At 71.6% G+C, this 21,546-nt stretch carries 22 protein-coding genes; 12 read left to right on the plus strand and 10 right to left on the minus strand.

Annotation, left to right across the window (positions count from 1 at the left end; genetic code table 11):
• The first annotated feature begins 128 nt into the window (after positions 1-128).
• Positions 129-1,319 carry a threonine aldolase family protein gene (locus tag ACZ67T_RS08050; RefSeq protein ID WP_469982389.1) on the plus strand — a complete coding sequence of 397 codons (1,191 nt, stop codon included), beginning with the start codon at positions 129-131 and terminating at the stop codon, positions 1,317-1,319.
• Positions 1,320-1,358: 39 nt separating this feature from the next.
• Here the strand turns inward: ACZ67T_RS08050 and ACZ67T_RS08055 are convergent, their stop codons facing one another.
• Entirely contained in the window at positions 1,359-1,577 is a 219-nt protein-coding gene (locus ACZ67T_RS08055; protein ID WP_469982390.1) for a hypothetical protein, read from the minus strand.
• A gap of 232 nt (positions 1,578-1,809) precedes the next feature.
• Between ACZ67T_RS08055 and ACZ67T_RS08060 the strand changes: the two genes are divergently transcribed.
• Complete coding sequence (locus tag ACZ67T_RS08060; protein ID WP_469982392.1) at positions 1,810-2,916, plus strand: DUF5937 family protein; 1,107 nt, start codon at positions 1,810-1,812, stop codon at positions 2,914-2,916.
• A 203-nt stretch (positions 2,917-3,119) separates the two neighbouring features.
• Here the strand turns inward: ACZ67T_RS08060 and ACZ67T_RS08065 are convergent, their stop codons facing one another.
• Both ACZ67T_RS08065 and ACZ67T_RS08070 read right to left on the minus strand, forming a co-directional pair.
• On the minus strand, positions 3,120-3,794 hold the full coding sequence (locus ACZ67T_RS08065) for a response regulator (protein WP_453778683.1): 675 nt from the start codon (positions 3,792-3,794) through the stop codon (positions 3,120-3,122).
• A 54-nt stretch (positions 3,795-3,848) separates the two neighbouring features.
• The gene (locus ACZ67T_RS08070) at positions 3,849-5,051 is read right to left on the minus strand and encodes a sensor histidine kinase (RefSeq protein ID WP_469982394.1); all 1,203 of its coding nucleotides are present in this window, start codon (positions 5,049-5,051) and stop codon (positions 3,849-3,851) included.
• 237 nt (positions 5,052-5,288) lie between these two features.
• On the opposite strand from ACZ67T_RS08070, the gene ACZ67T_RS08075 reads away from it, so the two are divergent.
• Positions 5,289-6,314 (plus strand): SAM-dependent methyltransferase, encoded by a 1,026-nt coding sequence (locus ACZ67T_RS08075; protein ID WP_469982396.1) that lies wholly within the window; start codon positions 5,289-5,291, stop codon positions 6,312-6,314.
• Here the strand turns inward: ACZ67T_RS08075 and ACZ67T_RS08080 are convergent.
• Complete coding sequence (locus tag ACZ67T_RS08080) at positions 6,279-7,430, minus strand: NADH-quinone oxidoreductase subunit D (RefSeq protein ID WP_469982397.1); 1,152 nt, start codon at positions 7,428-7,430, stop codon at positions 6,279-6,281. The two genes, ACZ67T_RS08075 and ACZ67T_RS08080, sit on opposite strands and share 36 nt — an antisense overlap.
• Before the next feature lie 31 nt (positions 7,431-7,461).
• Here ACZ67T_RS08080 and ACZ67T_RS08085 point away from each other — a divergent pair, with 31 nt between their 5' ends.
• Positions 7,462-7,974 carry a PH domain-containing protein gene (locus tag ACZ67T_RS08085; RefSeq protein WP_469982398.1) on the plus strand — a complete coding sequence of 171 codons (513 nt, stop codon included), beginning with the start codon at positions 7,462-7,464 and terminating at the stop codon, positions 7,972-7,974.
• Positions 7,971-9,317: a PH domain-containing protein gene (locus ACZ67T_RS08090; RefSeq protein WP_469982400.1), complete on the plus strand. Its 1,347-nt coding sequence runs from the start codon at positions 7,971-7,973 to the stop codon at positions 9,315-9,317. The genes ACZ67T_RS08085 and ACZ67T_RS08090 overlap by 4 nt, the downstream gene beginning before the upstream one ends.
• Before the next feature lie 115 nt (positions 9,318-9,432).
• Here the strand turns inward: ACZ67T_RS08090 and ACZ67T_RS08095 are convergent, their stop codons facing one another.
• The 4 genes from ACZ67T_RS08095 to ACZ67T_RS08110 form a co-directional block, all read right to left on the minus strand.
• Complete coding sequence (locus ACZ67T_RS08095) at positions 9,433-10,482, minus strand: hypothetical protein (protein WP_469982402.1); 1,050 nt, start codon at positions 10,480-10,482, stop codon at positions 9,433-9,435.
• 128 nt (positions 10,483-10,610) lie between these two features.
• Entirely contained in the window at positions 10,611-11,588 is a 978-nt protein-coding gene (locus ACZ67T_RS08100) for an ABC transporter substrate-binding protein (protein ID WP_469982403.1), read from the minus strand.
• A gap of 118 nt (positions 11,589-11,706) precedes the next feature.
• Complete coding sequence (locus tag ACZ67T_RS08105; RefSeq protein ID WP_469982405.1) at positions 11,707-12,387, minus strand: ABC transporter permease; 681 nt, start codon at positions 12,385-12,387, stop codon at positions 11,707-11,709.
• On the minus strand, positions 12,384-13,163 hold the full coding sequence (locus tag ACZ67T_RS08110) for an ABC transporter permease (protein ID WP_469982407.1): 780 nt from the start codon (positions 13,161-13,163) through the stop codon (positions 12,384-12,386). Before ACZ67T_RS08110 ends, ACZ67T_RS08105 begins: the two co-directional genes overlap by 4 nt.
• A 184-nt stretch (positions 13,164-13,347) precedes the next feature.
• On the opposite strand from ACZ67T_RS08110, the gene ACZ67T_RS08115 reads away from it, so the two are divergent.
• Positions 13,348-14,496: an ABC transporter ATP-binding protein gene (locus ACZ67T_RS08115; RefSeq protein ID WP_469982409.1), complete on the plus strand. Its 1,149-nt coding sequence runs from the start codon at positions 13,348-13,350 to the stop codon at positions 14,494-14,496.
• A 46-nt stretch (positions 14,497-14,542) separates the two neighbouring features.
• Here ACZ67T_RS08115 and ACZ67T_RS08120 read toward each other — a convergent pair whose 3' ends face one another.
• Entirely contained in the window at positions 14,543-15,658 is a 1,116-nt protein-coding gene (locus tag ACZ67T_RS08120; RefSeq protein ID WP_469982411.1) for an alpha/beta hydrolase, read from the minus strand.
• A 186-nt stretch (positions 15,659-15,844) separates the two neighbouring features.
• Between ACZ67T_RS08120 and ACZ67T_RS08125 the strand changes: the two genes are divergently transcribed.
• The 6 genes from ACZ67T_RS08125 (at position 15,845) to ACZ67T_RS08150 (ending at position 20,877) form a co-directional block, all read left to right on the plus strand.
• Positions 15,845-17,674 (plus strand): phosphatidylglycerol lysyltransferase domain-containing protein, encoded by a 1,830-nt coding sequence (locus ACZ67T_RS08125; RefSeq protein ID WP_469982413.1) that lies wholly within the window; start codon positions 15,845-15,847, stop codon positions 17,672-17,674.
• A gap of 60 nt (positions 17,675-17,734) precedes the next feature.
• Positions 17,735-18,598 (plus strand): dihydropteroate synthase, encoded by an 864-nt coding sequence (gene folP, locus ACZ67T_RS08130; RefSeq protein WP_469982415.1) that lies wholly within the window; start codon positions 17,735-17,737, stop codon positions 18,596-18,598.
• A complete protein-coding gene (locus ACZ67T_RS08135; RefSeq protein ID WP_469982417.1) occupies positions 18,595-19,146 on the plus strand; it encodes a nuclear transport factor 2 family protein in 552 nt (183 codons plus the stop codon). Before folP ends, ACZ67T_RS08135 begins: the two co-directional genes overlap by 4 nt.
• Before the next feature lie 213 nt (positions 19,147-19,359).
• Positions 19,360-19,719 carry a dihydroneopterin aldolase gene (folB, locus tag ACZ67T_RS08140; protein WP_116511517.1) on the plus strand — a complete coding sequence of 120 codons (360 nt, stop codon included), beginning with the start codon at positions 19,360-19,362 and terminating at the stop codon, positions 19,717-19,719.
• On the plus strand, positions 19,716-20,327 hold the full coding sequence (gene folK, locus ACZ67T_RS08145) for a 2-amino-4-hydroxy-6-hydroxymethyldihydropteridine diphosphokinase (protein WP_100597708.1): 612 nt from the start codon (positions 19,716-19,718) through the stop codon (positions 20,325-20,327). Before folB ends, folK begins: the two co-directional genes overlap by 4 nt.
• A 58-nt stretch (positions 20,328-20,385) precedes the next feature.
• Complete coding sequence (locus tag ACZ67T_RS08150) at positions 20,386-20,877, plus strand: DUF3180 domain-containing protein (RefSeq protein WP_469982418.1); 492 nt, start codon at positions 20,386-20,388, stop codon at positions 20,875-20,877.
• Positions 20,878-20,911: 34 nt separating this feature from the next.
• Here ACZ67T_RS08150 and folE read toward each other — a convergent pair whose 3' ends face one another.
• On the minus strand, positions 20,912-21,517 hold the full coding sequence (gene folE / locus ACZ67T_RS08155) for a GTP cyclohydrolase I FolE (protein WP_100597706.1): 606 nt from the start codon (positions 21,515-21,517) through the stop codon (positions 20,912-20,914).
• Between the last annotated feature and the right edge of the window lie 29 nt (positions 21,518-21,546).

Consider the following 21,546-nt stretch of genomic DNA (forward strand, 5'->3'; position numbering starts at 1 on the left):
ACGGCCTTCCGTTCCAGTCCGCTCGGGGTACCGGACGATTTCTCGTCATGTTAACGCGATCTGCTCCGCGGGCTCCGGCCCGTCCACAGGCTGTGGGCAACCGCACGTGCGTACGACATCATCGGGGCATGACGGAGAGCGAAGAGCGGGAGAACACCGCAGAGGACGACGCGACGAAGGCGCGGGCCCGCCGCGCCGCGGCTCTGCGGGGCGCCGAGCGGATCCTGGGCGTGCACGGCACCGACGCCACCATCGGTGAGCGTCTGACGGCCCTCTCGGAGGCCGCCTGGTCCGTCGCCGACCCGGACCAGAGCAGCGACCTGTACGGCGACGGCATCGTCGCCGACCTGGAGGAGCGCGTCGCGGGGCTCCTCGGCACGGAGGCGGCGGCCTACTTCCCCACCGGCACGATGGCGCAGCAGGTCGCGCTGCGCTGCTGGGCGGGCCGTACGGGCAACCCGACGGTCGCCCTGCACCCGATGGCACACCCGGAGCGGCACGAGCGCGGTGCCTTCGGCGCCCTGAGCGGCCTGCGCACCGTCCACCCGACGAGCGAGCCGCGGCTGCCGAACGCCGACGAGGTGCGCGACTTCGCCGAGCCCTTCGGCGCGCTGATGCTCGAACTGCCGCTCCGGGACGCCGGTTACGTCCTGCCCACCTGGGACGAGCTGGTCGCCGTCACCGAGGCGGCCAGGGAACGGGACGCCGTCGTGCACTTCGACGGAGCGCGCCTGTGGGAGTGCACCACCCACTTCGGGCGCTCCCTGGCCGAGATCGCCGATCTCGCCGACAGCGTGTACGTGTCGTTCTACAAGACCCTCGGCGGCCTCAGCGGAGCGGCGCTCGCCGGGCCCCGGTCGTTCGTCGAAGAGGCGAAGACCTGGCGGCACCGCTACGGCGGCCAGCTCTTCCAGCAGTTCCCCGCGGCGCTCTCGGCCCTGGTCGGCCTGGACCGGGAGCTGCCGCGCGTGCCCGACTACGTGGCCCACGCGCGCGTGGTCGCCCAGGCGCTGCGCGAAGGGTTCGCCGAGGCCGGGGTGCCGTGGGTGCGGGTGCACCCCGAGGTACCGCACACGCACGAGTTCCAGGTCTGGCTGCCGTACGCCTCGGAACGGCTCGACGAGGCGTCGGTCACGCAGGCCGAAGAGACCCGGACGTCGCTGTTCCGGCGCTGGTGGAAGCAGGGTCCTCCGGGCCTTTCGGTCACCGAGGTCACCGTCTCCGCGCGCGGGCTGGAATGGACCGCCGACGACGTCCGCGCGGCCGTCGCGGACTTCGTGGCACGGATCCCCCCGGAGGCCGCCGACGGGGACGCCTGAGCGGCGCCGCCCTGCCCGCGTCCGTCAGAGGCCGGCGGGTCAGCAGCCCGCCGCGCGGCGCTGCGGGTGGATCAGGCGGGCCAGGGCCGCCCGGATCCGGCCGTGCGCCGGGCGGCCGGCGACGACCGCGCGGAAACGGCGGTGGTCGCGCAGCTCGCGGACGGCGCTCCAGTCGTGGAGGCCCGGCGCCGGCGGCGCGGGCTCCCCGTGCAGGGAGGCGCGGTAGACATCCAGTGCGTACTGCTGATTGACGCTCATGACGTACCCCTCACTGGTCTTCTCATTGTCACGTCATGACCGGAAATGCGGCTGTCCAGAGAGTTTTATTTGTTTTGCAGGGCTTTATTGGCTCTGTTCGACATTCATTGCTCTTTGCCGCTTCGGTCCGACGTAAAGAAGACTCCGCCCGGCGGCCCCGCCCGGTCACGTCGATTGACGGGAGACGTCAATCGAGAACTCGGTTGTCAGAGCCTGCGTGCACCATGGGGTCATGAGCGTGAGCATCGACATCAGCCGGCTGACCCCGGAGCGGATCAGCGTCGTGCCCTCACCCCTGTCCGAGCTGGGCATGGCGCTGCACGCGCTGGCCGAGCCCGCGCACCACCCGGGGCTCCAGGGCTGGACGACGGCGGTGTCCGCGCGCCTCGACCCCGGCCTCGCGGACCGGCTGTGCGAGGCGGACTTCCTGTGGCGGACGACGTTCTCGGACGTGTTCGCGCCGTTCGCCGGGATCCCGGGCCGGGCCGCCCTGCCCGGCGCCACCCTCGCCGAGGAGCTCGACCTCCTCGACAAGCTGACCGACCGCCAGTTCGTGGACGCGGCGCTGGAGTTCACCTGCCAGAACAGCTACGCGCTGCGCGAGGCCGACCCGCTGGCCGACCCGGACATGCGCCGCCGCGCCCTGGATCTCGCCGCCACCCGCGGCCTGCCCCAGGTCCAGTTCACCCAGCGGCTCCTGGACGACCCGCCCGCGGTGCGCGCCTGGTTCCGAAGGCTCGTGGAGGACTGCGAGGAGGCGTTCTTCGCGGACATCTGGGCCCGCATCCACCACGAGCTGGCCGCCGACGCGCGGCACAAGACCGAACTCCTGAGGCGCAAGGGCCTGGCCGAGGCGCTGAAGGCAGTGTCGTCCGTCGTCACGCTCGACGAGCCGGCGAACCTGATCACGGTCGACAAGATCACCGTGGGCCGTACGACCACGGAGGACGGCGGCCTCGTTCTCGTGCCGACCAGTCTCGGCTGGCCGCACCTCATGGTGCTGCACCGCTTCGGATGGCAGCCCGCGATCACGTATCCCGTCGGCTCACCCGGCCTCACCACACCGGCCACCGTCGAGCAGCTCACGCTCCGGATGACGGCCCTCGCGCATCCCGTGCGCATGCGCCTGTGCCGCCACCTCGCCCGCGGCGCGTACACGACGAGCGAGCTCTCCGACGCGCACGGGATGACGGCGCCGGAGATATCCCGGCACCTGACCGTGCTCAAGAAGGCCGGCCTGATCACCACGCGCCGCCGGGGCCGCTACGTCCAGCACCAGCTGGATCTGACGGCCGTCGCCCGCCTGGGCAGCGACTTCATCGAGGGCGTACTGCGCTAGGGCCTTTCCTCTGGATCAGGCCGGACCAGGGAGCGGGGTCATGGGCCCCTCTTCGAGCGAAGCCGAGAGCTCGGGAGAGCCGGCGATCGACGACAACGCCGCGAGGCGCGGTGCCGGGCCCCGCGAGCCCGGCGCGATCCGGACGAGAGGCCCCAGCGTCTCAAGGGCCTTTCGTTCGGATCGGGCCCGACCCACAGGGGCCCTCAGGCTGCCCCGCCGCCGGCCCGTACGAGCCCCGTCTCGTAGGCGAGTACGACGACCTGGACGCGGTCGCGCAGGTTCAGCTTGGTGAGGATGCGGCCCACGTGCGTCTTCACCGTCGCCTCCGACAGGACGAGCCGGGCGGCGATCTCGCCGTTCGACAGGCCCTGCGCGACGAGGATCATGACCTCGCGCTCGCGCTCGGTCAGCCGGCCGAGCTCGGCGAGCTGCGGCTCCTTCCCGGAGCTGGGCAGCATCGGCGCGAAGCGGTCGAGCAGCCGCCGCGTCGTCGACGGCGCGACCACCGCGTCGCCGCTGTGCACGGCCCGGATCGCGCCGAGCAGCTCGCCGGGCGGCACGTCCTTGAGCATGAACCCCGACGCCCCGGCCTTCAGCCCCGAGAAGGCGTACTCGTCGAGGTCGAACGTCGTCAGGATGAGCACCTTCGGCGGGTTGTCCTCCATGCAGATCCGCCGGGTCGTCTCCACGCCGTCCAGCTTCGGCATGCGGACGTCCATCAGGACCACGTCGACCGCCGTGCCACGCAGCACCTCAAGGGCCTCGACCCCGTCGCCCGCCTCGGCGACGACCTCCATGTCCGGCTGGGCGGCGAGCACCATCCGGAAACCGGTGCGCAGCAGCACCTGGTCGTCGACGAGCATCACGCGGATCGCCATGAAGGGGGTCCCTTTCGGTACGTCTACGGGGTCGGGTTCGGTACGTGTGCGGCGTCAGTGGGCGGGCTTGAGCGGCAGCAGCGCGCTGATCCGGAATCCGCCGCCGGGGCGCGGTCCCGCGTCGAGCGTCCCGCCGACCATACCGACGCGCTCCCGCATGCCGATGAGCCCGTGCCCGCGGCCGTCGGCGCCCCCGTCCTCGTACAGCTCGTGCGGGGCGCCCTTGCCGTCGTCCTCGACGAGCAGGCCGAGGCCGTCGTCGAAGTAGACGAGCCGCACGCTCGCGCCCGCGTTCGCGCCGCCGTGCTTACGGGTGTTGGTGAGCGCCTCCTGCACGATGCGGTACGCGGTCAGCTCCACACCGCTGGGCAGCGGGCGCGGGGTGCCCTCGACCTTGAAGTCGACGGGCAGGCCCGCGGTGCGCACCTGCTCTATCAGCTCGTCGAGCTGCTCGACGTCGGGCTGCGGCACGTATTCGCCGCTCTCCTGGTGCTCACCGGTGCGCAGCACTCCGAGGAGGCGCCGCATCTCGGCAAGCGCCTGCCGGCCGGTCCCGGAGATCGTCTCCAGGGCCTTCCTGGCCTGCTCGGGAGCGGCGTCCATGACGTACGCGGCGCCGTCCGCCTGCACGACCATCACCGACACGTTGTGCGCGACGACGTCGTGCAGTTCGCGTGCGATCCGGGCCCGCTCGGCGGCGACCGCGACCTTCGACTGGGCCTCGCGCTCCGTCTCCAGACGGGCGGCGCGCTCCTCCAGCTGCGCCAGGTAGGCGCGGCGCGTGCGGACGGAGTCACCGAGCACCCAGGCGAGGGCGAACGGCACCGTCTGGAAGACCGTGATCAGCACGTTGCCCGCGCTGCTCGTGTCGTGCATCGGCCAGCGCAGCTGCGCGAGCGGCGCCGCGCACAGACCTGCGACGAGCGCGAATCTGGACGCCCAGCGCGGGCTGTCCGCCGCCACGGTGTAGATGACCACCAGCATGGCGAAGTCGGCCGGCTGGACGCGGACGTCCGCGACGAGCTGGAAGACGCCCACGACGGCGATGAGGACCAGCATCCGCTCGGGAACACGCCTGCGCAGGGCGACGGCCAGGCTCAGCGCCAGGACGACGGGGATGCCTCGGAGGCGGGCGTCGCCCTGCATGTCCTGCTGCCCCGAGACCAGACTCATGCCGGAGACCCCGAGGAGGACGACGGCCCAGAAGCTGTCGACCCACGTCGGGTGTCGGCGGAAGAAGTCGTAGAGGCGCTGCACGTAACCCAGCGTAAAGAAGCGTGCAGCGTGCAGGGGTCAACCGGAGGTTCGATCCGAGTGCCACCGGCGTACTCCCCAAGGTGGAGGCCGCCCCCTCCCCTCCGCCGAGGGCCTGCCCGGCGGATCTTGCCGGGAGCGCGGGGTCCGGCACGCCTGCACGGACCATTACGCCTGCACAGACCCTCCACGGCCCCGCGAGCCCGGCGTGATCCGAACGAAAGGCCCTAGCCTTTCGGCGTGAGGAACGAGCTGTGGAGTGCGGGGCGTGGGTGGCGCGAGGCGACGGAGGAGGCGCTGTACGGGCCCTGCGGCTTCTATCGCAGGGCCGAGGGACCCGCGAGGCATTTCCGCACTTCGGTGCATGCGTCGCCGTTGTTCGCCGGGGCCGTCGCGCGGCTTCTGTCCCGGGTGGACGAGGCGCTCGGGGCCCCGCCGGAGCTCGCCTTCGTCGACATGGGCGCGGGCCGCGGCGAGCTGGTGACGGGCGTCCTGGAGGCGCTGCCCGCCGAGGTGGCGGCCCGCACGCGCGCGTACGCGGTGGAGCGGGCGGAGCGTCCCGCCGGCCTCGACCACCGCATCGAGTGGTGCGCACACCCCCCGAAGGGGGTCACCGGACTCCTCTTCGCGAACGAGTGGCTCGACAACGTCCCCCTGGAGGTCGTCGAGGCCGACGCCTCTGGAGCACCGCGCCATGTCCTCGTACAGCAGGACGGGACCGAGGAGCTCGGGGAGCCCGTGGTGGACGGGCCGGAGGCGGAGTGGCTCGCCCGGTGGTGGCCGTTCGCCGGTGAACCGGGTCTCCGTGCGGAGATCGGCCTCCCCAGGGACACCGCCTGGGCCACGGCCGCGGGGACGCTGGAGCGCGGTGTGGCGATCGCCGTCGACTACGCGCACTCCCGGGACGCCCGGCCGCCCTTCGGGACGCTGACGGGCTTCCGTGAGGGCCGTGAGACCCCGCCGGTGCCGGACGGCTCGTGCGACATCACGGCCCACGTGGCGCTCGACGCGTGCGCGCTCCCGGGCGCCCTGCTCCTCACGCAGCGCGCGGCCCTGCACGCCCTCGGGGTGAGCGGCGGCCGTCCGCCGCTGTCGCTCGCCTCCAGCGATCCGGCGGCCTACGTACGGGCCCTGTCCGGAGCCGGCGAGGCCGCCGAGCTGACCGCCGCGGGCGGGCTCGGCGACTTCGGGTGGCTGGTGCAGCCGGTGGGCCTACGGGCGCGGGACCTGCTACTTGTCGATGTCGCCGACGACGAAGAACAGTGACCCGAGGATGGCCACCATGTCCGAGACGAGCGTGCCGGGCAGCAGTTCGGTGAGCGCCTGGATGTTGTTGTAGGAGGCGGACCGCAGCTTGAGCCGGTACGGCGTCTTCTCGCCCTTGCTGACCAGGTAGTAGCCGTTGATCCCCAGCGGGTTCTCGGTCCACGCGTACGTGTGGCCCTCGGGCGCCTTGAGCACCTTCGGGAGGCGCTGGTTGACGGGGCCGGGCGGCAGCTCGGCGAGCCGGTCCAGGCAGGCGTCGGCGAGGTCCAGGGCGTTGTGGGTCTGCTCCAGGAGGACCTCGAAGCGGGCCAGGCAGTCGCCCTCGCCGCGGGTGACGACCTTCAGGGTGTCCTGGAGCTCCCCGTAGGCGAGGTACGGCTCGTCGCGGCGCAGGTCGAAGTCGACTCCGGAGGCACGGGCGATCGGACCGCTCACTCCGTAGGAGTGCACCGCCTCCGGGGACAGCACGCCCACGTCGCGCGTGCGGCCACGGAAGATCTCGTTGCCGAGGACCAGGTCGTCGTACACACCCATGCGCGAGCGGACCGAGGCGACCGCCTCACGCGCGCGGGTGGTCCAGCCGGCCGGGACGTCCTCCTTGAGGCCGCCGACGCGGTTGAACATGTAGTGCATGCGGCCGCCGGACATCTCCTCCATGACGTTCTGGAGTTCCTCGCGCTCCCGGAAGGCATAGAACACCGGGGTGATTCCGCCCAGTTCGAGCGGGTACGAACCAAGGAACATCAGGTGGTTGAGGACCCGGTTCAGCTCCGCGAGCAGGGTGCGCAGCCACACCGCGCGCTCAGGGACCTCCATGCCGAGCATCCGCTCGACGGCGAGGACGACCCCGAGCTCGCTCGAGAAGGCGGAGAGCCAGTCGTGGCGGTTGGCGAGCATCACGATCTGCCGGTAGTCGCGGGCCTCGAAGAGCTTCTCCGCGCCGCGGTGCATATAGCCGATGACCGGCTCGGCCTGCTGGATGCGCTCGCCGTCGAGGACGAGGCGCAGGCGCAGCACCCCGTGCGTGGACGGGTGCTGCGGGCCGATGTTGAGCACCATGTCGGTGGTCTCGGCGGCGCCGCCGATGCCGACCGTCGTCTCCGTCGTGGGCGTCATGGGAACAGTGTCTCGTACGTAGGGTGGGTGCATGGAAACGGGGACTGAGGGGACGGCGGCTCCGAAGGCGGGAGCCGGGCCCGAGCCGGTGTGGACCGGGCTTCCCAGGGGGCTGCTGACAGTGCGCAGGCTGCTGCTCGTGCTGTGGCTGGTGCCGCTGACGGTGGTGGTGGGGGTGCTGCTCGGGGTGTTCGCCGGCGGCGTGTGGGCGGCCTTCGCGCTGCTGCCGCTCGCCGGGCTGCTGTGGGGCTGGCCGATGCTCGGGCGCAACTGGCGCTCGTGGCGCTACGCCGAGCGCGCCGACGACCTGCTGATCAGCCGGGGCGTCCTGTGGCGTGAGGAAACGATCGTGCCGTACGGGCGCATGCAGCTCGTCGAGGTCACGTCCGGGCCGCTCGAGCGGAAGTTCGGGCTCGCGAGCCTTCAGCTGCACACGGCGGCCGCGGCGACCGACGCCACGATCCCCGGCCTGACGCCCGCCGAGGCCGAGCGCCTGCGCGACCGGCTCACCGAACTCGGCGAGGCCCGATCGGCGGGCCTGTGACGGCCCCGGACGTCCACGAGGACGTATGGGACCAGGACGCGGCCGCCGAGGCGCCGGAGCGGCGTCTGCACCCGGTCACCCCGCTGCGCCGCGCCTGGGCGCCCGTCGCGATCGTCCTCGGCTGGGCGGTCCACGACCTGAACGAGGCGCAGCGCCGGCTCGCCCAGCTCACCGCGACCACCCTCCTCATCGGCATCGCCGTACTGATCCCGGCCGCCGCTCTCTACGGGTTCCTGACCTGGTGGTTCACGCATTTCTCCGTCACGGACACCGAACTGCGCATCCGTACGGGCCTGTTGTTCCGCCGCACCGCCCACATCCGGCTCGACCGGATCCAGGCCGTGGACGTCACCCAGCCGCTGCTCGCCCGCTTCGTGGGCGTCGCCAAGCTCAAACTGGACGTCATAGGCGCGGACAAGAAGGACGAACTCGCCTATCTCGGCGAGCGGGAGGCTCGCGAGCTGCGCGCCGAACTGCTCGCCCGCGCGGCCGGGTTCGCGCCCGAGAGCGTGCGGGACGTCGGCGAGGCTCCGGCCGAGCAGATCCTGCACGTGCCGCCCCGCATGCTCGCCGTCTCGCTGCTGCTCACCGGCGGACCCTGGGCGATGCTGCTCGCCGCGTTCGTCGTGCCGGCGCTGCTGTGGTTCGCCACCCACAACCTGTGGACGGTGCTCGCGGTGGCCGTCCCGCTCGCGGGCGGCGCCGGCACGAACAGCGTGGGCCGCTTCATCAAGGAGTACGACTGGACGGTGGGAGAGTCGCCGGACGGCCTGCGCATCGACCACGGTCTCCTCGACCGCGACCACGAGACGGTGCCGCCGGGACGGGTGCAGACCGTTCGGATCGTGGAGCCGCTGCTGTGGCGGCGGCGCGGCTGGGTGCGCGTGGAACTGGCCGTGGCCGGCTCGTCGAACTCCGTCCTCGTGCCGGTCGCGCCGCGCGAGGTCGCCGAGGGCGTGGTGCGGCGGGTGCTTCCGGGGGTGACGGTGCCCGGTGCGGAGGCGTTCACCCGGCCGCCGAAGCGCTCGGCGTGGTGCATGCCCGTGTGGTGGCGGGGCAACGGGCTCGCGACGACCGACGCCGTGTTCGCGTCCCGGCACGGGCTGGTGCGGCGGCGGCTCGCGCTGGTCCCGCACGCGAAGGTGCAGAGTGTCCGGCTCACACAAGGGCCCTGGGAACGGTTCCGGGGCGTGGCCGACGTCCACGTGGACACGGGCGCCGACAAGACGGTGACGGCCCGGCTGCGGGACGCCGGGGAGGCGGCGGAACTCCTGCGCTCCCAGGCCGACCGCTCACGCACGGGACGGAAGGTGGCACGGCCGGACCGCTGGATGGCTTCGTGAGGGCGACAGCACGACGAGGAGGCGGGCCCCGGTGTGTGACACACCGGGGCCCGCCCCCTTCACGTCGTACGCGCTGACGTCTCCGCCGCGGGAACCACGTCCCCGCCGCCGGAACTTACGCCCGGATCGCCGATCGCAGCTCGGCCACGTCGATCTGTTCCGTCTCGTCGTGCGCGGTCAGGTCGATGACCTGGCTGACGCCCTCGCCCGTGGTCGTGGCGTCGGCCTGCTTGAACTCGGCCTCCGTGTCCGCCTTGTGGAGCGCGAGCGCCTCCTCGCCGACGACGTCCGCGAGGTCGGTGTTCTGCACGGCCTCCAGGGCCGCGGGCGCCACGCCCTTCGTACCGAAGAAGTCGAATCCGCCCTCGACCAGGGGCCGCCGCACCGCCGCGGGCGGCACGACCGCCGCCGCGGCCGGGACGGTGAAGTGACCGGGGACGCCGGACGGCAGGGCGGCCACGTGCTGGTGCTCCTGTGCGCGGGCCGCCTCGGGCTTCCCCTGCGGCTCACCGCCCTCGGGAACCTCGGCCTTCGGGCCCTCGCCCCGCGGGGGGTTCGCCGCGCGCGCCATGCGGTCGAGCGCGGCGTTGGCCCGCAGATAGAGCACCGGGGACGTCCCCGGTGCGCCGGCCGACGTGGCGCGCTGCGCCGGGACCAGCTCGGCGCCGGGCGCCGGGGAGGCGGCCGCGGGCAGCGCACGAGCCGGGGCCGAGGCCTCTATCGCGAGCTGCCTGCGGCCCTCCAGGGCGGTGGCCCGCTCCGTCTCCGCGGTCGCGTAGCGCCGCAGCAGGGCCGCGTGCTCGTTGCGCAGGGCCGCCAGCTCCGTGCGCTTGGCACGCAGCTTCGCCTCCATCTTGAAGCGCAGCTCGCGCGACTCCTCGAGGTCGGTCTCGAGTTCGGCGACCCGCTCGTCGTGGCGCCACTCGTCGCTCGCCCGCGACCGGTTCAGCTCGGCGACGCGCTTGCCCGCGAGCCGGTCCCAGCGGCGCATGACGACCGCGCCCACCACGGCGGCGCAGGCGGCGGCACCGGCCAGACCGCGCAGCACGAAGGGCTCCGCGGTCAGCCAGGCGCCGGCCGCGCAGACGAGCGGGACGCCTGCGATCGCCGAGGGGGGAAGCAGCCTGTGCAGGGGTGGGGAATGGCGGTGACGTCCACGTGGCATGGCCAGAAACTTACCGCGCGTAGGCGAATCGTGGTGCCCCGGCAGCCAAAATCCCGTGGTCTTCTGCCCTGCCACTTCCATTCACCCCTGAACTCGACCCTTTGCCGATCAGTTCCTCCGCGAGCTGTTCAGTTCTTCAGGAGGCCCTTCGACTGGAGATACTCCTTGGCCACATCGGCCTCCTTCTGGCGTTCCGCGTCGACCTTCCGGTTGAGCTCGACGAGATCGTCGGTCGTCAGCGTCTTGGTCAGCTTCCCGAGTACGGCGGCTATCTCCTTGTCGCCCGCGTCCTTGGTGTTCACGACCGGAACGATGTTGTCCGCGTTCTGGAGCTTCTTGTCGTCCTCCAGGAGCACCAGACCGAAGTTCTTCAGCGTCGCGTCCGTGGTGGTCGTCAGGACCAGCTGGTCCTCACCGTTCTTGACGGCCTGCTTGGCCTGCGTGGTGCCGACGCCCTTGGGGTCGATCCCGCTGACCTTGATGCCGTACGTCTTCTCGAGACCCGGGGCGCAGAAGGGCCGCTTCTCGCATTCGTCACCGGCCGCGATCTTGATCTTCTGGCCGGACTTGCCGAGGTCCGAAAGGGTCTTGAGGCTGTGCTGCTTCGCGTAATCCGCGCTCACCGCGAAGGCGTTCTGGTCGACGGCCTCTCCGGCGTCGAGCACGGTCAGTCCCTCGGGCCCGGCGAGTCCGCGCAGCGCGCTGACCGTCGCATCAAGATCACTTGACGCCACGGGCTTGGCGTCCGCGCCGTTCTTCTTGAGATTGAGGAATTCCGCGAGCGTCGCCGCGTATTCGGGAACGACGTCGATGGCGCCCTTGGCGATCTGGGGCTCGTAGATCTCGCGGTTCTCGACGGTCTTGACCGAGGCGGAGTATCCGGCGTCGGCGAGAACCTGCTTGTAGAGCTCCGCCATCACCTTCGACTCGGTGAACCCGGCGGCGCCGACGACGACCGCGCCCTTCTTGCCGCCGCCGGCCGAGCCCGAGCCGGCCTTGTCGCTCTTGCCGCCCTCCAGGCTGTCCCCGCCGCATGCGGTGAGCCCGGTGGTGAGCGCACCGACGGCGACCGCCGCCACGGCGATCCGTCGCGTTCTGCTGTTCATCGTTGTCCACCCAATCGAAAGCCGGAATGATCGAAAAGCCGTAACGAGATATCAAGTTGGCGTCCCGCCCGCCGGGCGCCCGTCGGGGTTCGGCCCGCCGCGCCGCAGCCGCCGGGGTTCAGCGCGCCGCGCCGGAGCGGCCCTTCATCGGATTCAGCACCCGCCCCGCACCGGCCAGGACGCCCTCCACGAACAGTGCGAGCAGCGCCACCAGGACCGCACCGGCGACCACCTGAGGGGTGTCCTGGAGGTTGAACCCGGCCGTGATGATCCGCCCGAGCCCGCCTTTGCCCGCCATCGCGGCGAGCGTCGCCGTGGCGATCACCTGCACCGCCGCCAGCCGGATCCCGGTCATGACCATCGGATACGCCAGCGGGAGCTCGACGCGCCGGAACACCTGCCCCCCGCTCATCCCCATGCCCCGCGCCACCTCCACGACGGCCCGGTCGACCTCACGCATCCCGATGTAGGCGTTGGTCAGCAGTGGCGGCACCGCGAACAGCACGAGCGCGATGAACGTCGGCAGGTCCCCGTGCCGGCCGAGCGGCGTCAGCGTGAGCAGGACGAGCACCGCGAGCGTGGGCACCGCACGGCCCGCGTTCGAGATGTTGACCGCGAGGCCGCCACCCTTGCCGATGTGCCCGAGCCACAGCGCGAGCGGCAGGGCGATCAGGCAGGACACGGCCAGGGTGACGCCGCTGAAGTACAGATGCTCGGCCAGGCGGTGCCACACCCCCTTGTCGCCCTGCCAGTTGGACCCCGTCGTCAGCCAGTCATAGGCCCCCGATATCGCACTCATGCCGCCTGCGCCGCCTTCTTCGTACGTCGCTCCGGATCGCCGGAGCCGCCACCCGGGCGGTCCGCACTGCCGGGGGAGGCCGTGCGTCTGCGTGTTCGGGACGTCCCGGACACGACGCGGGTCCAGGGGGTCAGCCACCGCTGGAGGCCCAGCAGCAGCAGATCGGCGCCCACGGCGAGCAGCACGCACAGCACGGACGCCGTGAGTACCTGGGCCTTGAAGTCGCTGTCGAGACCGTCCATGATCAGCGTGCCCAGGCCGCCGTAGTCGACGATCGCGCCGACCGTCGTCAGCGCGACGGTGGAGACCGTGGCGATGCGCACGCCCGCGAGTATCGCGGGCAGCGCCAGCGGCAGTTCGACCTCCCACAGCAGCCGGACCGGCCCGTACCCCATGCCGCGGGCCGCTTCTCTCGCCTCGTCCGGCACGGCCTGGAGACCCGCCAGGAAATTCCGCACCAGGATCGTCAGCGTGTAGAGGACGAGCCCGGTGATCACGAGCGAGGCGGAGAGCCCGAACAGCGGGAGCAGCAGCGAGAACATGGCCAGCGACGGGATCGTGTAGAGCACCGTCGTCAGTCCGAGCACCGGGCCGGCGAAGGCGCGCCGGTGCCGGGCGAGGAGGGCCAGCGGGAAGGCGATCAGCACGCCGATCACGACGGAAGCGACCGTGATGCCGATGTGCTGGACGACCGCGTCGACCAACTCCTGCCTGCGGGTGCGCAGATATTCCCCGCACACCCACTCATTGGCCACCATGCAATTGGGACTGCTCACCCGCCCCGCCTCCCCCGAATCCCCGTGCATATGTCTTGAAACCGCTCGCGCGAGCGCGTGATTCCGACTGCCGACGACCCTAGCCCCCACCACTGACAATCGCCGAGACCCCTCGTCACGGGGCAACATGGCCTTCACACAGCGGCCGCCCACAGGCGGCGACTGCCCGGCACAATGGGGACCCATGATCCGGTTCGAGCACGTCACCAAGCGCTATGCCGACGGGACAACGGCCGTCGACGACCTGTCCTTCGAGGTGAACGAGGGGGAACTCGTCACGCTCGTCGGCCCGTCGGGCTGCGGCAAGACCACCACGATGAAGATGGTCAACCGGCTCATCGAACCGAGCGAGGGTCGGATACTTCTCGACGGTGACGACATATCCGGTATCGACCCCGTCCAACTCCGGCGCCGTATCGGCTATGTGATCCAGCAGGTCGGCCTCTTCCCGCACAAGACGGTCCTCGACAACACGGCGACCGTCCCGCACCTCCTCGGCATCAAGCGCGCCAAGGCCCGCGAGCGCGCCGCCGAACTCCTCGACCTCGTCGGCCTCGACCCGCGCACCTTCGGTGACCGCTACCCCGACCAGCTCTCCGGCGGCCAGCGCCAACGTGTCGGTGTGGCAAGGGCGTTGGCGGCGGATCCGCCCGTACTTCTGATGGACGAGCCGTTCGGCGCGGTCGACCCCGTCGTGCGCGAACACCTGCAGAACGAGTTCCTGCGCCTCCAGCAGGCCGTGCGCAAGACGGTCCTGTTCGTCACGCACGACATCGAGGAGGCCGTCCGGCTCGGCGACCGGATCGCCGTGTACGGGCAGGGCCGCATCGAGCAGTTCGACACCCCGTCGACCGTCCTGGGCGCGCCCGCGAACGAGTACGTGGCCGACTTCGTCGGCGCGGACCGCGGCCTCAAGCGCCTGTCCGTCACGCCCATCGAGGAGAGCGACCTGGAGCAGCCGCCGGTCGTGCATCTCGACGACCCGCTGCCGGCGAAGCTCGACGCCCCCTGGGCGGTGGTCCTCGACGGCGGCAACAACCTGCACGGCTGGATCTCCGCGGAGCACGCGCGCGTGCAGAGCGGCACGGTCCGCGAGCACGCCCGCCGCATGGAGGCGTGGCTGCCCGTCGGTGCCTCCCTCAAGCAGGCGTTCGCCACGATGCTCCAGCACGACGCGGGCTGGATCGCCGTCATCGACGAGCACGGCGAGGGGCGCTTCCTCGGCGTCCTCACCCCGGCGCGGCTGCACGAGGCGCTGCGCCGCTCCACGGCGGCGGACGCCCGGGACATCCAGCGCGCGGAGGTCGAGCTGGAGACGGTGACGGGGGCCTGAGGGCGCGTGAGCCCCGAAGCGTGCGGCCCCGATGCCCTCGGCGCCCCTACTCCGTGATGCGCGCGCTCAGCCACACCAGCGTGGCGGGGATCTCGCGGCGCCAGGTGTTGAAGTTGTGGCCGCCGCTGTCCAGGACGATCGACGAGATCTTGGTGGGCGGCTTCACCTCGCGGATGAACCTCATCGTGTTCCGGTAGTTGCTCTCGCCCTGCTTGCTCGTGGTGACCAGCAGCGACGTGGCGGGCGGCTTCCCGTGTTCCAGGGTCCACATCAGGTCGGCGCGCCGCTCCAGCGCCTCGTCGCCGTGGAACAGGTCGCCCGTGGTGGGGTCGGTCGGCGACTTGTAGTACGCGGACAGGCCCGCCCCCGCGCCGTAGACACGGGGGTGGTGCACGGCGAGCTTCAGGGCGCAGTAGCCGCCCGTGGAGTCGCCCACGATGCCCCAGCCGCCCGGCCTCCTGTTGACTCTGTAGTGCGCCGAGATGATCCGGGGCAGGTCATGGGCGAAGAACGTCTCCGCCTGGGGGCCGTTCGGCACGTCCACGCACTCGGTGTCCCGCGGCGGTGCCACGGTCGGGCGCATCATCACCAGGATCATCGGCCGCATGGCGCCCGCACCGGCCTGCTCGTGGGCGGTGGCCGGGTAGTGCAGTCCCTTGATGAGCGCCTCGGCGGTGCCGGGGTAGCCGGTCAGGACGACCGAGGCCGGGAAAGTACGGGTCCTGTGGCGGCCCTTGAAGTATTCGGGCGGCAGATAGACGTACGCGGAGGTGGCGATGTGCGAGCGCTTCCCGACGATGTCGACCTTCTGGATCTGGCCGCCGACCTCGGGCCGTGAGCCGCCCGGCACGCTCACGGCCCGCGTGCCGAGCACCTGCAGTGGCCCCCGGGTGCCGACCGCTCCGAGGTCGGCCACCACACCCTGGCCCTGCTCCCGCCCGAGAAGGTCGTCCCACGAGGCGTAGAACCCGAACGCCTGGTTGACGGACAGTCCGGCCGAGAAGATCAGCGTGAGCTGCGTCGCGACGAGCAGGCCCACCCGCCCGGCGACCGATCCCCAGGTGCGGCGCGCCAGGCGTGGCCACAGCCAGACCGTCCCGGCGAAGAGGAGCACGGCCAGAAAGACCGCAAGCGCAAGGACCTTGCTGCTCGTGAGACCCATCGTGCTGTACCCCCCTGCACTTTCTGGCTTACTGAACCTTTTCCGCCGGTTTACCTGGCCGAGTGAACCCGCCTCCCACAAGTCCCGTCCTAGAGGGCGCAATGTGACCGGATGCCGGAATTGACGCCGGCTTCGAGCCCTCTCGCGGAACCACGGGATGCGATGTCTGTCAGGATAGATGCCGATATGTCAGGCGGAGTTCCGGGCAGGACGCGGCACTTTCGCCGGATACTGCGCGGCCCCCGGCCCGAGGCCGTCCCCGTCCTGATCGCCCGCGCCTGCATCCTCGTCGGGCTCCTCGACATCGCGGCGGGCGTCTTCCCACGGTTCCGGCACAGCCGCATGCACGCGCTGGCCGAGGTCCTGCCCGGCGCCCTCGGCCCGTTCGCGGCCGCGCTCGCCATCAGTACGGGTGTCCTGCTGCTCCTCCTCGCGCACGGGCTGCGCCGCCACAAGCGGCGGGCCTGGCGCGCGGCCGTGGTGCTCCTGCCGCTGGGCGCGCTCGCGCAGTTCGCGTACCGGCACTCCCTGTTCGGCGTGCTGATCCCGCTCGTGCTCCTCACGCTGCTGCTGCGCCACCGGAGTGAGTTCGCGGCGCTGCCCGACCCGCGCAGCCGCTGGCGGGCGCTCGCGAACTTCGTGCTCATGGGCGCCGGTTCCCTCGTCATCGGCCTCGCCATCGTCAGCGCCCACCCGAGGAGGCTGCTGGGCGACCCGAGCCTGTCCGACCGTCTGGAACACGTCCTGTACGGCCTGTTCGGCATGGACGGACCCGTCGACTACGCGGGCCGCACCTCCTCGACCGTGGCGTGCTCGCTCGGCGCGCTCGGCCTGCTCACCGCGCTGACGACCATCTATCTGGCGTTCCGCCCCGAACACCCGGCCGCACGCCTCACCGAGGACGACGAGGCTCGGCTGCGGACCCTCCTGGACAAGCACGGAGCCCGCGACTCCCTCGGCCATTTCGCGCTCCGCCGCGACAAGGGAGTCGTCTTCTCACCCAGCGGCAAGGCGGCCGTCTGCTACCGCGTCGTGTCCGGCGTGATGCTCGCGAGCGGCGACCCCGTCGGGGACGTGGAGGCGTGGCCCGGAGCCATCGAACGGTTCATGGACGAGGCCAAGACCCACTCATGGACCCCCGCCGTCATGGGCTGCTCCGAGACGGGCGGCGAGGTCTGGACCCGCGAGACCGGCCTCGACGCACTCGAACTGGGCGACGAGGCGGTGGTGGACACCGCGGATTTCTCCCTGGCCGGGCGTGCGATGCGCAACGTACGCCAGATGGTCAAGAGGATCGGGCGCAATGGCTACGAGACCCGGGTGCGGCGCATCCGTGACGTCGGCGACCAGGAACTGGAGCGGATCCGCCGCGCCGCCGACGACTGGCGCGGCACCGACACCGAACGCGGCTTCTCCATGGCGCTCGGCCGCATCGGCGACGCGGCGGACGGCGACTGCCTGGTCGCCACAGCCCACAAGGCCGACGACTCCGCCGACCCGCACGGCGACCTGAAGGCCGTACTCCACTTCGTTCCCTGGGGCACCGACGGCGTCTCCCTCGACCTGATGCGCCGCGACCGCGCCGCCGACCCCGGCATGAACGAACTCCTCATCGTGGCCGCCCTCCAGGCCGCACCGAAGCTCGGCATCGTGCGGATCTCGCTGAACTTCGCGATGTTCCGCGCGGCCCTCGCCCGCGGCGACAAGATCGGCGCGGGCCCGGTCCTGCGGGCCTGGCGCGGACTGCTCGTCTTCCTGTCCCGCTGGTTCCAGATCGAGTCGCTGTACCGGTTCAACGCGAAGTTCCGGCCGCGCTGGGAACCCCGCTTCGTGGTCTACCGCTCCCCGCGCGACCTGCCCCGGATCGGCTTCGCCGCCATGCGGGCGGAGGGCTTCGTGAACCTGGCCGTGCCGCGCCTCCTGCGACGGCACACGGCCGGGCCCCGGCCCTGCGCACACGACACCGGGCACGACAGCCCGCACGACGGAGGCGGGCGCGGGGTGCGGGCCGCCTGAGGCCCGTCCGCGGTCCGGCCGTGGCACGGCCACCGGGCCGCCGGGCCTAGGCTTGAAGGCATGAGCACGTCGCAGGGCCGTCGCGGCCACGTCACTGGCCTTCCCGAATGGGACCGCTGCGCGGTCATGGGAGTCGTCAATGTGACGCCCGATTCCTTCTCCGACGGCGGCCGCTGGTTCGACACGACGGCCGCCGTGAAACACGGTCTCGACCTGGTCGCACAAGGCGCCGACCTGATCGACGTCGGCGGCGAGTCGACCCGCCCCGGCGCCACCCGCGTCGACGAGGACGAGGAGCTCAAGCGCGTCATCCCCGTCGTGCGGGGCCTGTCCTCCGAGGGCGTCGCCGTGTCCGTGGACACGATGCGCGCCTCGGTGGCCGAGCGCTCCCTGGCGGCCGGCGCCTCTCTCGTCAACGACGTCAGCGGCGGCCTCGCCGACCCGGCGATGATCCCCGCCGTCGCCGCGGCGGGCGCCCCCTTCGTCGTCATGCACTGGCGCGGCTTCCTGGAGGGGGGCAACGTCAAGGGCACGTACGAGGACGTGGTCTCCGAAGTCGTCGCCGAGCTCCACGCGCGCGTGGAGGCCGTCATCGAGGGCGGCATCTCGCCCGAGCGCATCGTCGTCGACCCGGGCCTCGGCTTCTCCAAGGAGGCCTCCCACGACCTGAAGCTCCTGGCCCACCTGGAGAAGCTGCGCGCGCTCGGCCACCCCCTGCTGGTCGCCGCGTCCCGCAAGCGGTTCCTCGGCCATGTCCTGGCCGGCGGGCAGGGCGCCCCGCCCCCGGCGCGTGAGCGCGACGCCGCCACGGCCGCCGTCTCCGCCATCGCGGCCCACCAGGGCGCCTGGGCCGTCCGCGTCCACGAGGTCCGCGCGACGGCCGACGCGGTCCGTGTCGCCCGCGCCGTCGAGGGAGCCCAGTGACCCCACCGAGGGAGCCCGACGAGCCGCGCGGCGCGGCAGCCCGGCGCACCGACGCGGAGGCCGTGGACAGCGCCAACCGCGCCTTCTACGAGGCTCTGGAGCGCGCCGACTTCGAACTGCTGACGACGCTCTGGCTCGCCCCCGAGGACGTCTCGTACAGCGAGGAGTCCGACGAGGCCGAGGACACGTCCATCACCTGCGTGCACCCCGGCTGGCCCGTGCTCACCGGCCGCGGCGAGGTGCTGCGCTCGTACGCGCTGATCATGGCGAACACCGAGTACATCCAGTTCTTCCTCACGGATGTGCACATCAGCATCGTCGCCGACACCGCTCTGATCACCTGCACCGAGAACATCCTCAGCGGCGGCCCGGCCCCCGCGGACGGCGACGAACTCGGCCCGCTCGTCGGCCAGCGCGTCGTCGCCACGAATGTGTTCCGTCGCACACGTGACGGCTGGAAACTGTGGTCGCACCACGCGTCGCCCGTACTCGCCGAGTCCGAGACCGAGGGCGACGACGGCGAAGAAAGCGACGAGACACCCTCCTGAGTGGCTCCTGACGGGGTAGGCGGGTCCACGAGGGCCCCACGGGATTGCCGGAGCGCGCTGGTGGGTAGGGGCGGCTACCAGCGGTGGGCCACCCTGTCCATAGCCCCCGCGGGCGAGGGTTGTCGGTGCCCGCAGGTAGATTCGATCGAGGCTGGTGTGCCGACCGCACTCGGTACGAACCCGCCGCTACCGACGATTGCAGGAGTGATTCGCGTGGATCGTGTCGCGCTGCGCGGCCTCAAGGCCCGCGGGCACCATGGCGTCTTCCCCAAGGAGCGCGAGGAAGGCCAGACCTTCATCGTGGACCTGGTGCTCGGACTGGACACACGCGCGGCCGCGGCCGACGACGACCTGGCGAAGACCGTGCACTACGGCATCGTGGCGGAGGAGGTCGTGGCCGTCGTGGAAGGCGATCCGGTCGATCTCATCGAGACGCTCGCCGAGCGCATCGCCGGGACGTGCCTGAAGCACGAAGGAGTCCTGGAGGTCGAGGTCTGCGTCCACAAGCCGGACGCCCCGATCACCGTCCCCTTCGACGATGTGACCGTCACCATCACCCGGAGCCGAGTATGACTGCATCTTTCACCGAGGGCCCCAGCGACCCGACCGTACAGCCGGTGCCCGCCTCCGTGGTGGAACAGGTGGACGCGGCCGACACCACACTCTCCAACCCCAAGAACGCCGTGATCGCTCTCGGCTCGAATCTGGGGAACCGCCTCGAGACGATCCAGGGCGCCATCGACGCCCTGGAGGACACCCCCGGCGTCCGCGTCAAGGCTGTCTCGCCCGTCTACGAGACCGAGCCGTGGGGCGTCGAGCCGGGCAGCCAGCCCGCGTATTTCAACGCGGTGATCGTGCTCCGCACGACCCTGCCCCCGTCCTCCCTCCTGGAGCGGGCGCACGCCGTCGAGGAGGCCTTCCACCGCGTCCGTGACGAGCGCTGGGGTGCCCGCACGATCGACGTCGACATCGTCACGTACGCCGACGTCGTCTCCGACGACCCGGTCCTCACGCTCCCCCACCCCCGCGCCCACCAGCGGGCCTTCGTCCTCGCCCCCTGGTTCGACGTGGAGCCCGAGGCGCAGCTGCCGGGCCACGGCCCCGTGGCCGAGCTGCTCGCCGCGGTCACCCGCGAAGGCGTCGCGCCGCGCGCCGACCTGGAACTCCAGCTGCCCGAATAGTCGTTAGGGTCATGCGGGCACACCAAGACAGCGCGGGGACTGAGGGGCGACCACCGGAATGAAGCAACTGCGCATCAGGACGCTGGCCGGCCTCTTCCTGGTCGCCGGTGTACTGAGCTGGGCGGGCGCCCGCCTGTGGGACTCGATCGGCACGCTGCCGCGGGTCCCGCTGGCGGCGCCGATCGTCCTCGCCGTGATCGCCGTGATCCTGCTGGCGACCGCGCTCTCCATCCGGGCCCGGCTGCGAGCCCAGCGCGAGCGGAGCCCCGGCGCCAAGGGAGTCGACCCGCTGATGGCGGCCCGCGCCCTCGTCTTCGGCCAGGCCAGCGCGCTGGTGGCCGCGCTGGTCGCGGGGATGTACGGCGGCACGGGCGCGTACCTGCTCGAACACCTTGATGTCCCGGCCCGCCGGGACCAGGCCATCTACGCCGGCTTCTCGGTCCTCACCGGCATCGCCGTGATAGCGGCCGCCCTCTTCCTGGAGCGCGTCTGCAAGCTCCCGGAGGACGACGACGAGGACCACCACGGCGGGGCCGCACCGGCGGCCTGACCAGCCGGGGAGCCGGTCGGGCGCCTGCCGGGGCTCAGCGCGCGATGATGAGGCTCATCGCCTCGTTGCGCGTCGCCGGGTCGCGCAGCTGGCCGCGCACCGCGGACGTGATGGTCTTCGCGCCCTGCTTGCGCACCCCGCGCATCGTCATGCACATGTGCTCGCACTCGACGACCACGATCACGCCGCGCGGCTCCAGGATCTCCATCAGGGAGTCGGCGATCTGCGTGGTCAGGCGCTCCTGCACCTGCGGGCGCCGGGCGTAGACGTCCACGAGGCGGGCCAGCTTCGACAGGCCGGTGATCTTGCCGTCGGTCGACGGGATGTAGCCGACGTGGGCGACGCCGACGAACGGCACCAGATGGTGCTCACAGCTGCTCTGGACCTCGATGTCCTTCACCAGGACCATCTCGTCGTGACCGAGGTCGAACGTCGTCGTCAGAACGTCCTCGGGCTTCTGCCACAGGCCCCCGAATATCTCCTTGTACGCCCGTGCCACCCGCGCCGGCGTCTGCTTGAGGCCCTCGCGGTCCGGGTCCTCCCCGACAGCGATGAGCAGCTCACGCACGGCGTTCTCGGCCCGCTTCTCGTCGAACTCGCCGATCGGTCCCTCGCCGTCCAGCGTCACCGGGTCGGTCATCTGTTGCCTCTTCCTTGAACAAAGAACCG

The sequence above is a fragment of the Streptomyces sp. NPDC107517 genome (genome assembly GCF_055582645.1).

Bases quoted from the DNA above. Each gene is read 5' to 3' on its own strand.
- ACZ67T_RS08100 (WP_469982403.1), bottom strand. From the start codon at position 11,588: ATGAACAGCAGAACGCGACGGATCGCCGTGGCGGCGGTCGCCGTCGGT.
- ACZ67T_RS08085 (WP_469982398.1), top strand. From the start codon at position 7,462: ATGGAAACGGGGACTGAGGGGACGGCGGCTCCGAAGGCGGGAGCCGGG.
- ACZ67T_RS08050 (WP_469982389.1), top strand. From the start codon at position 129: ATGACGGAGAGCGAAGAGCGGGAGAACACCGCAGAGGACGACGCGACG.
- ACZ67T_RS08095 (WP_469982402.1), bottom strand. From the start codon at position 10,482: ATGCCACGTGGACGTCACCGCCATTCCCCACCCCTGCACAGGCTGCTT.
- ACZ67T_RS08150 (WP_469982418.1), top strand. From the start codon at position 20,386: ATGAAGCAACTGCGCATCAGGACGCTGGCCGGCCTCTTCCTGGTCGCC.
- ACZ67T_RS08120 (WP_469982411.1), bottom strand. From the start codon at position 15,658: ATGGGTCTCACGAGCAGCAAGGTCCTTGCGCTTGCGGTCTTTCTGGCC.
- ACZ67T_RS08125 (WP_469982413.1), top strand. From the start codon at position 15,845: ATGTCAGGCGGAGTTCCGGGCAGGACGCGGCACTTTCGCCGGATACTG.
- folK (WP_100597708.1), top strand. From the start codon at position 19,716: ATGACTGCATCTTTCACCGAGGGCCCCAGCGACCCGACCGTACAGCCG.
- ACZ67T_RS08115 (WP_469982409.1), top strand. From the start codon at position 13,348: ATGATCCGGTTCGAGCACGTCACCAAGCGCTATGCCGACGGGACAACG.
- ACZ67T_RS08060 (WP_469982392.1), top strand. From the start codon at position 1,810: ATGAGCGTGAGCATCGACATCAGCCGGCTGACCCCGGAGCGGATCAGC.
- ACZ67T_RS08105 (WP_469982405.1), bottom strand. From the start codon at position 12,387: ATGAGTGCGATATCGGGGGCCTATGACTGGCTGACGACGGGGTCCAAC.
- ACZ67T_RS08055 (WP_469982390.1), bottom strand. From the start codon at position 1,577: ATGAGCGTCAATCAGCAGTACGCACTGGATGTCTACCGCGCCTCCCTG.
- ACZ67T_RS08065 (WP_453778683.1), bottom strand. From the start codon at position 3,794: ATGGCGATCCGCGTGATGCTCGTCGACGACCAGGTGCTGCTGCGCACC.
- folP (WP_469982415.1), top strand. From the start codon at position 17,735: ATGAGCACGTCGCAGGGCCGTCGCGGCCACGTCACTGGCCTTCCCGAA.
- ACZ67T_RS08080 (WP_469982397.1), bottom strand. From the start codon at position 7,430: ATGACGCCCACGACGGAGACGACGGTCGGCATCGGCGGCGCCGCCGAG.
- folE (WP_100597706.1), bottom strand. From the start codon at position 21,517: ATGACCGACCCGGTGACGCTGGACGGCGAGGGACCGATCGGCGAGTTC.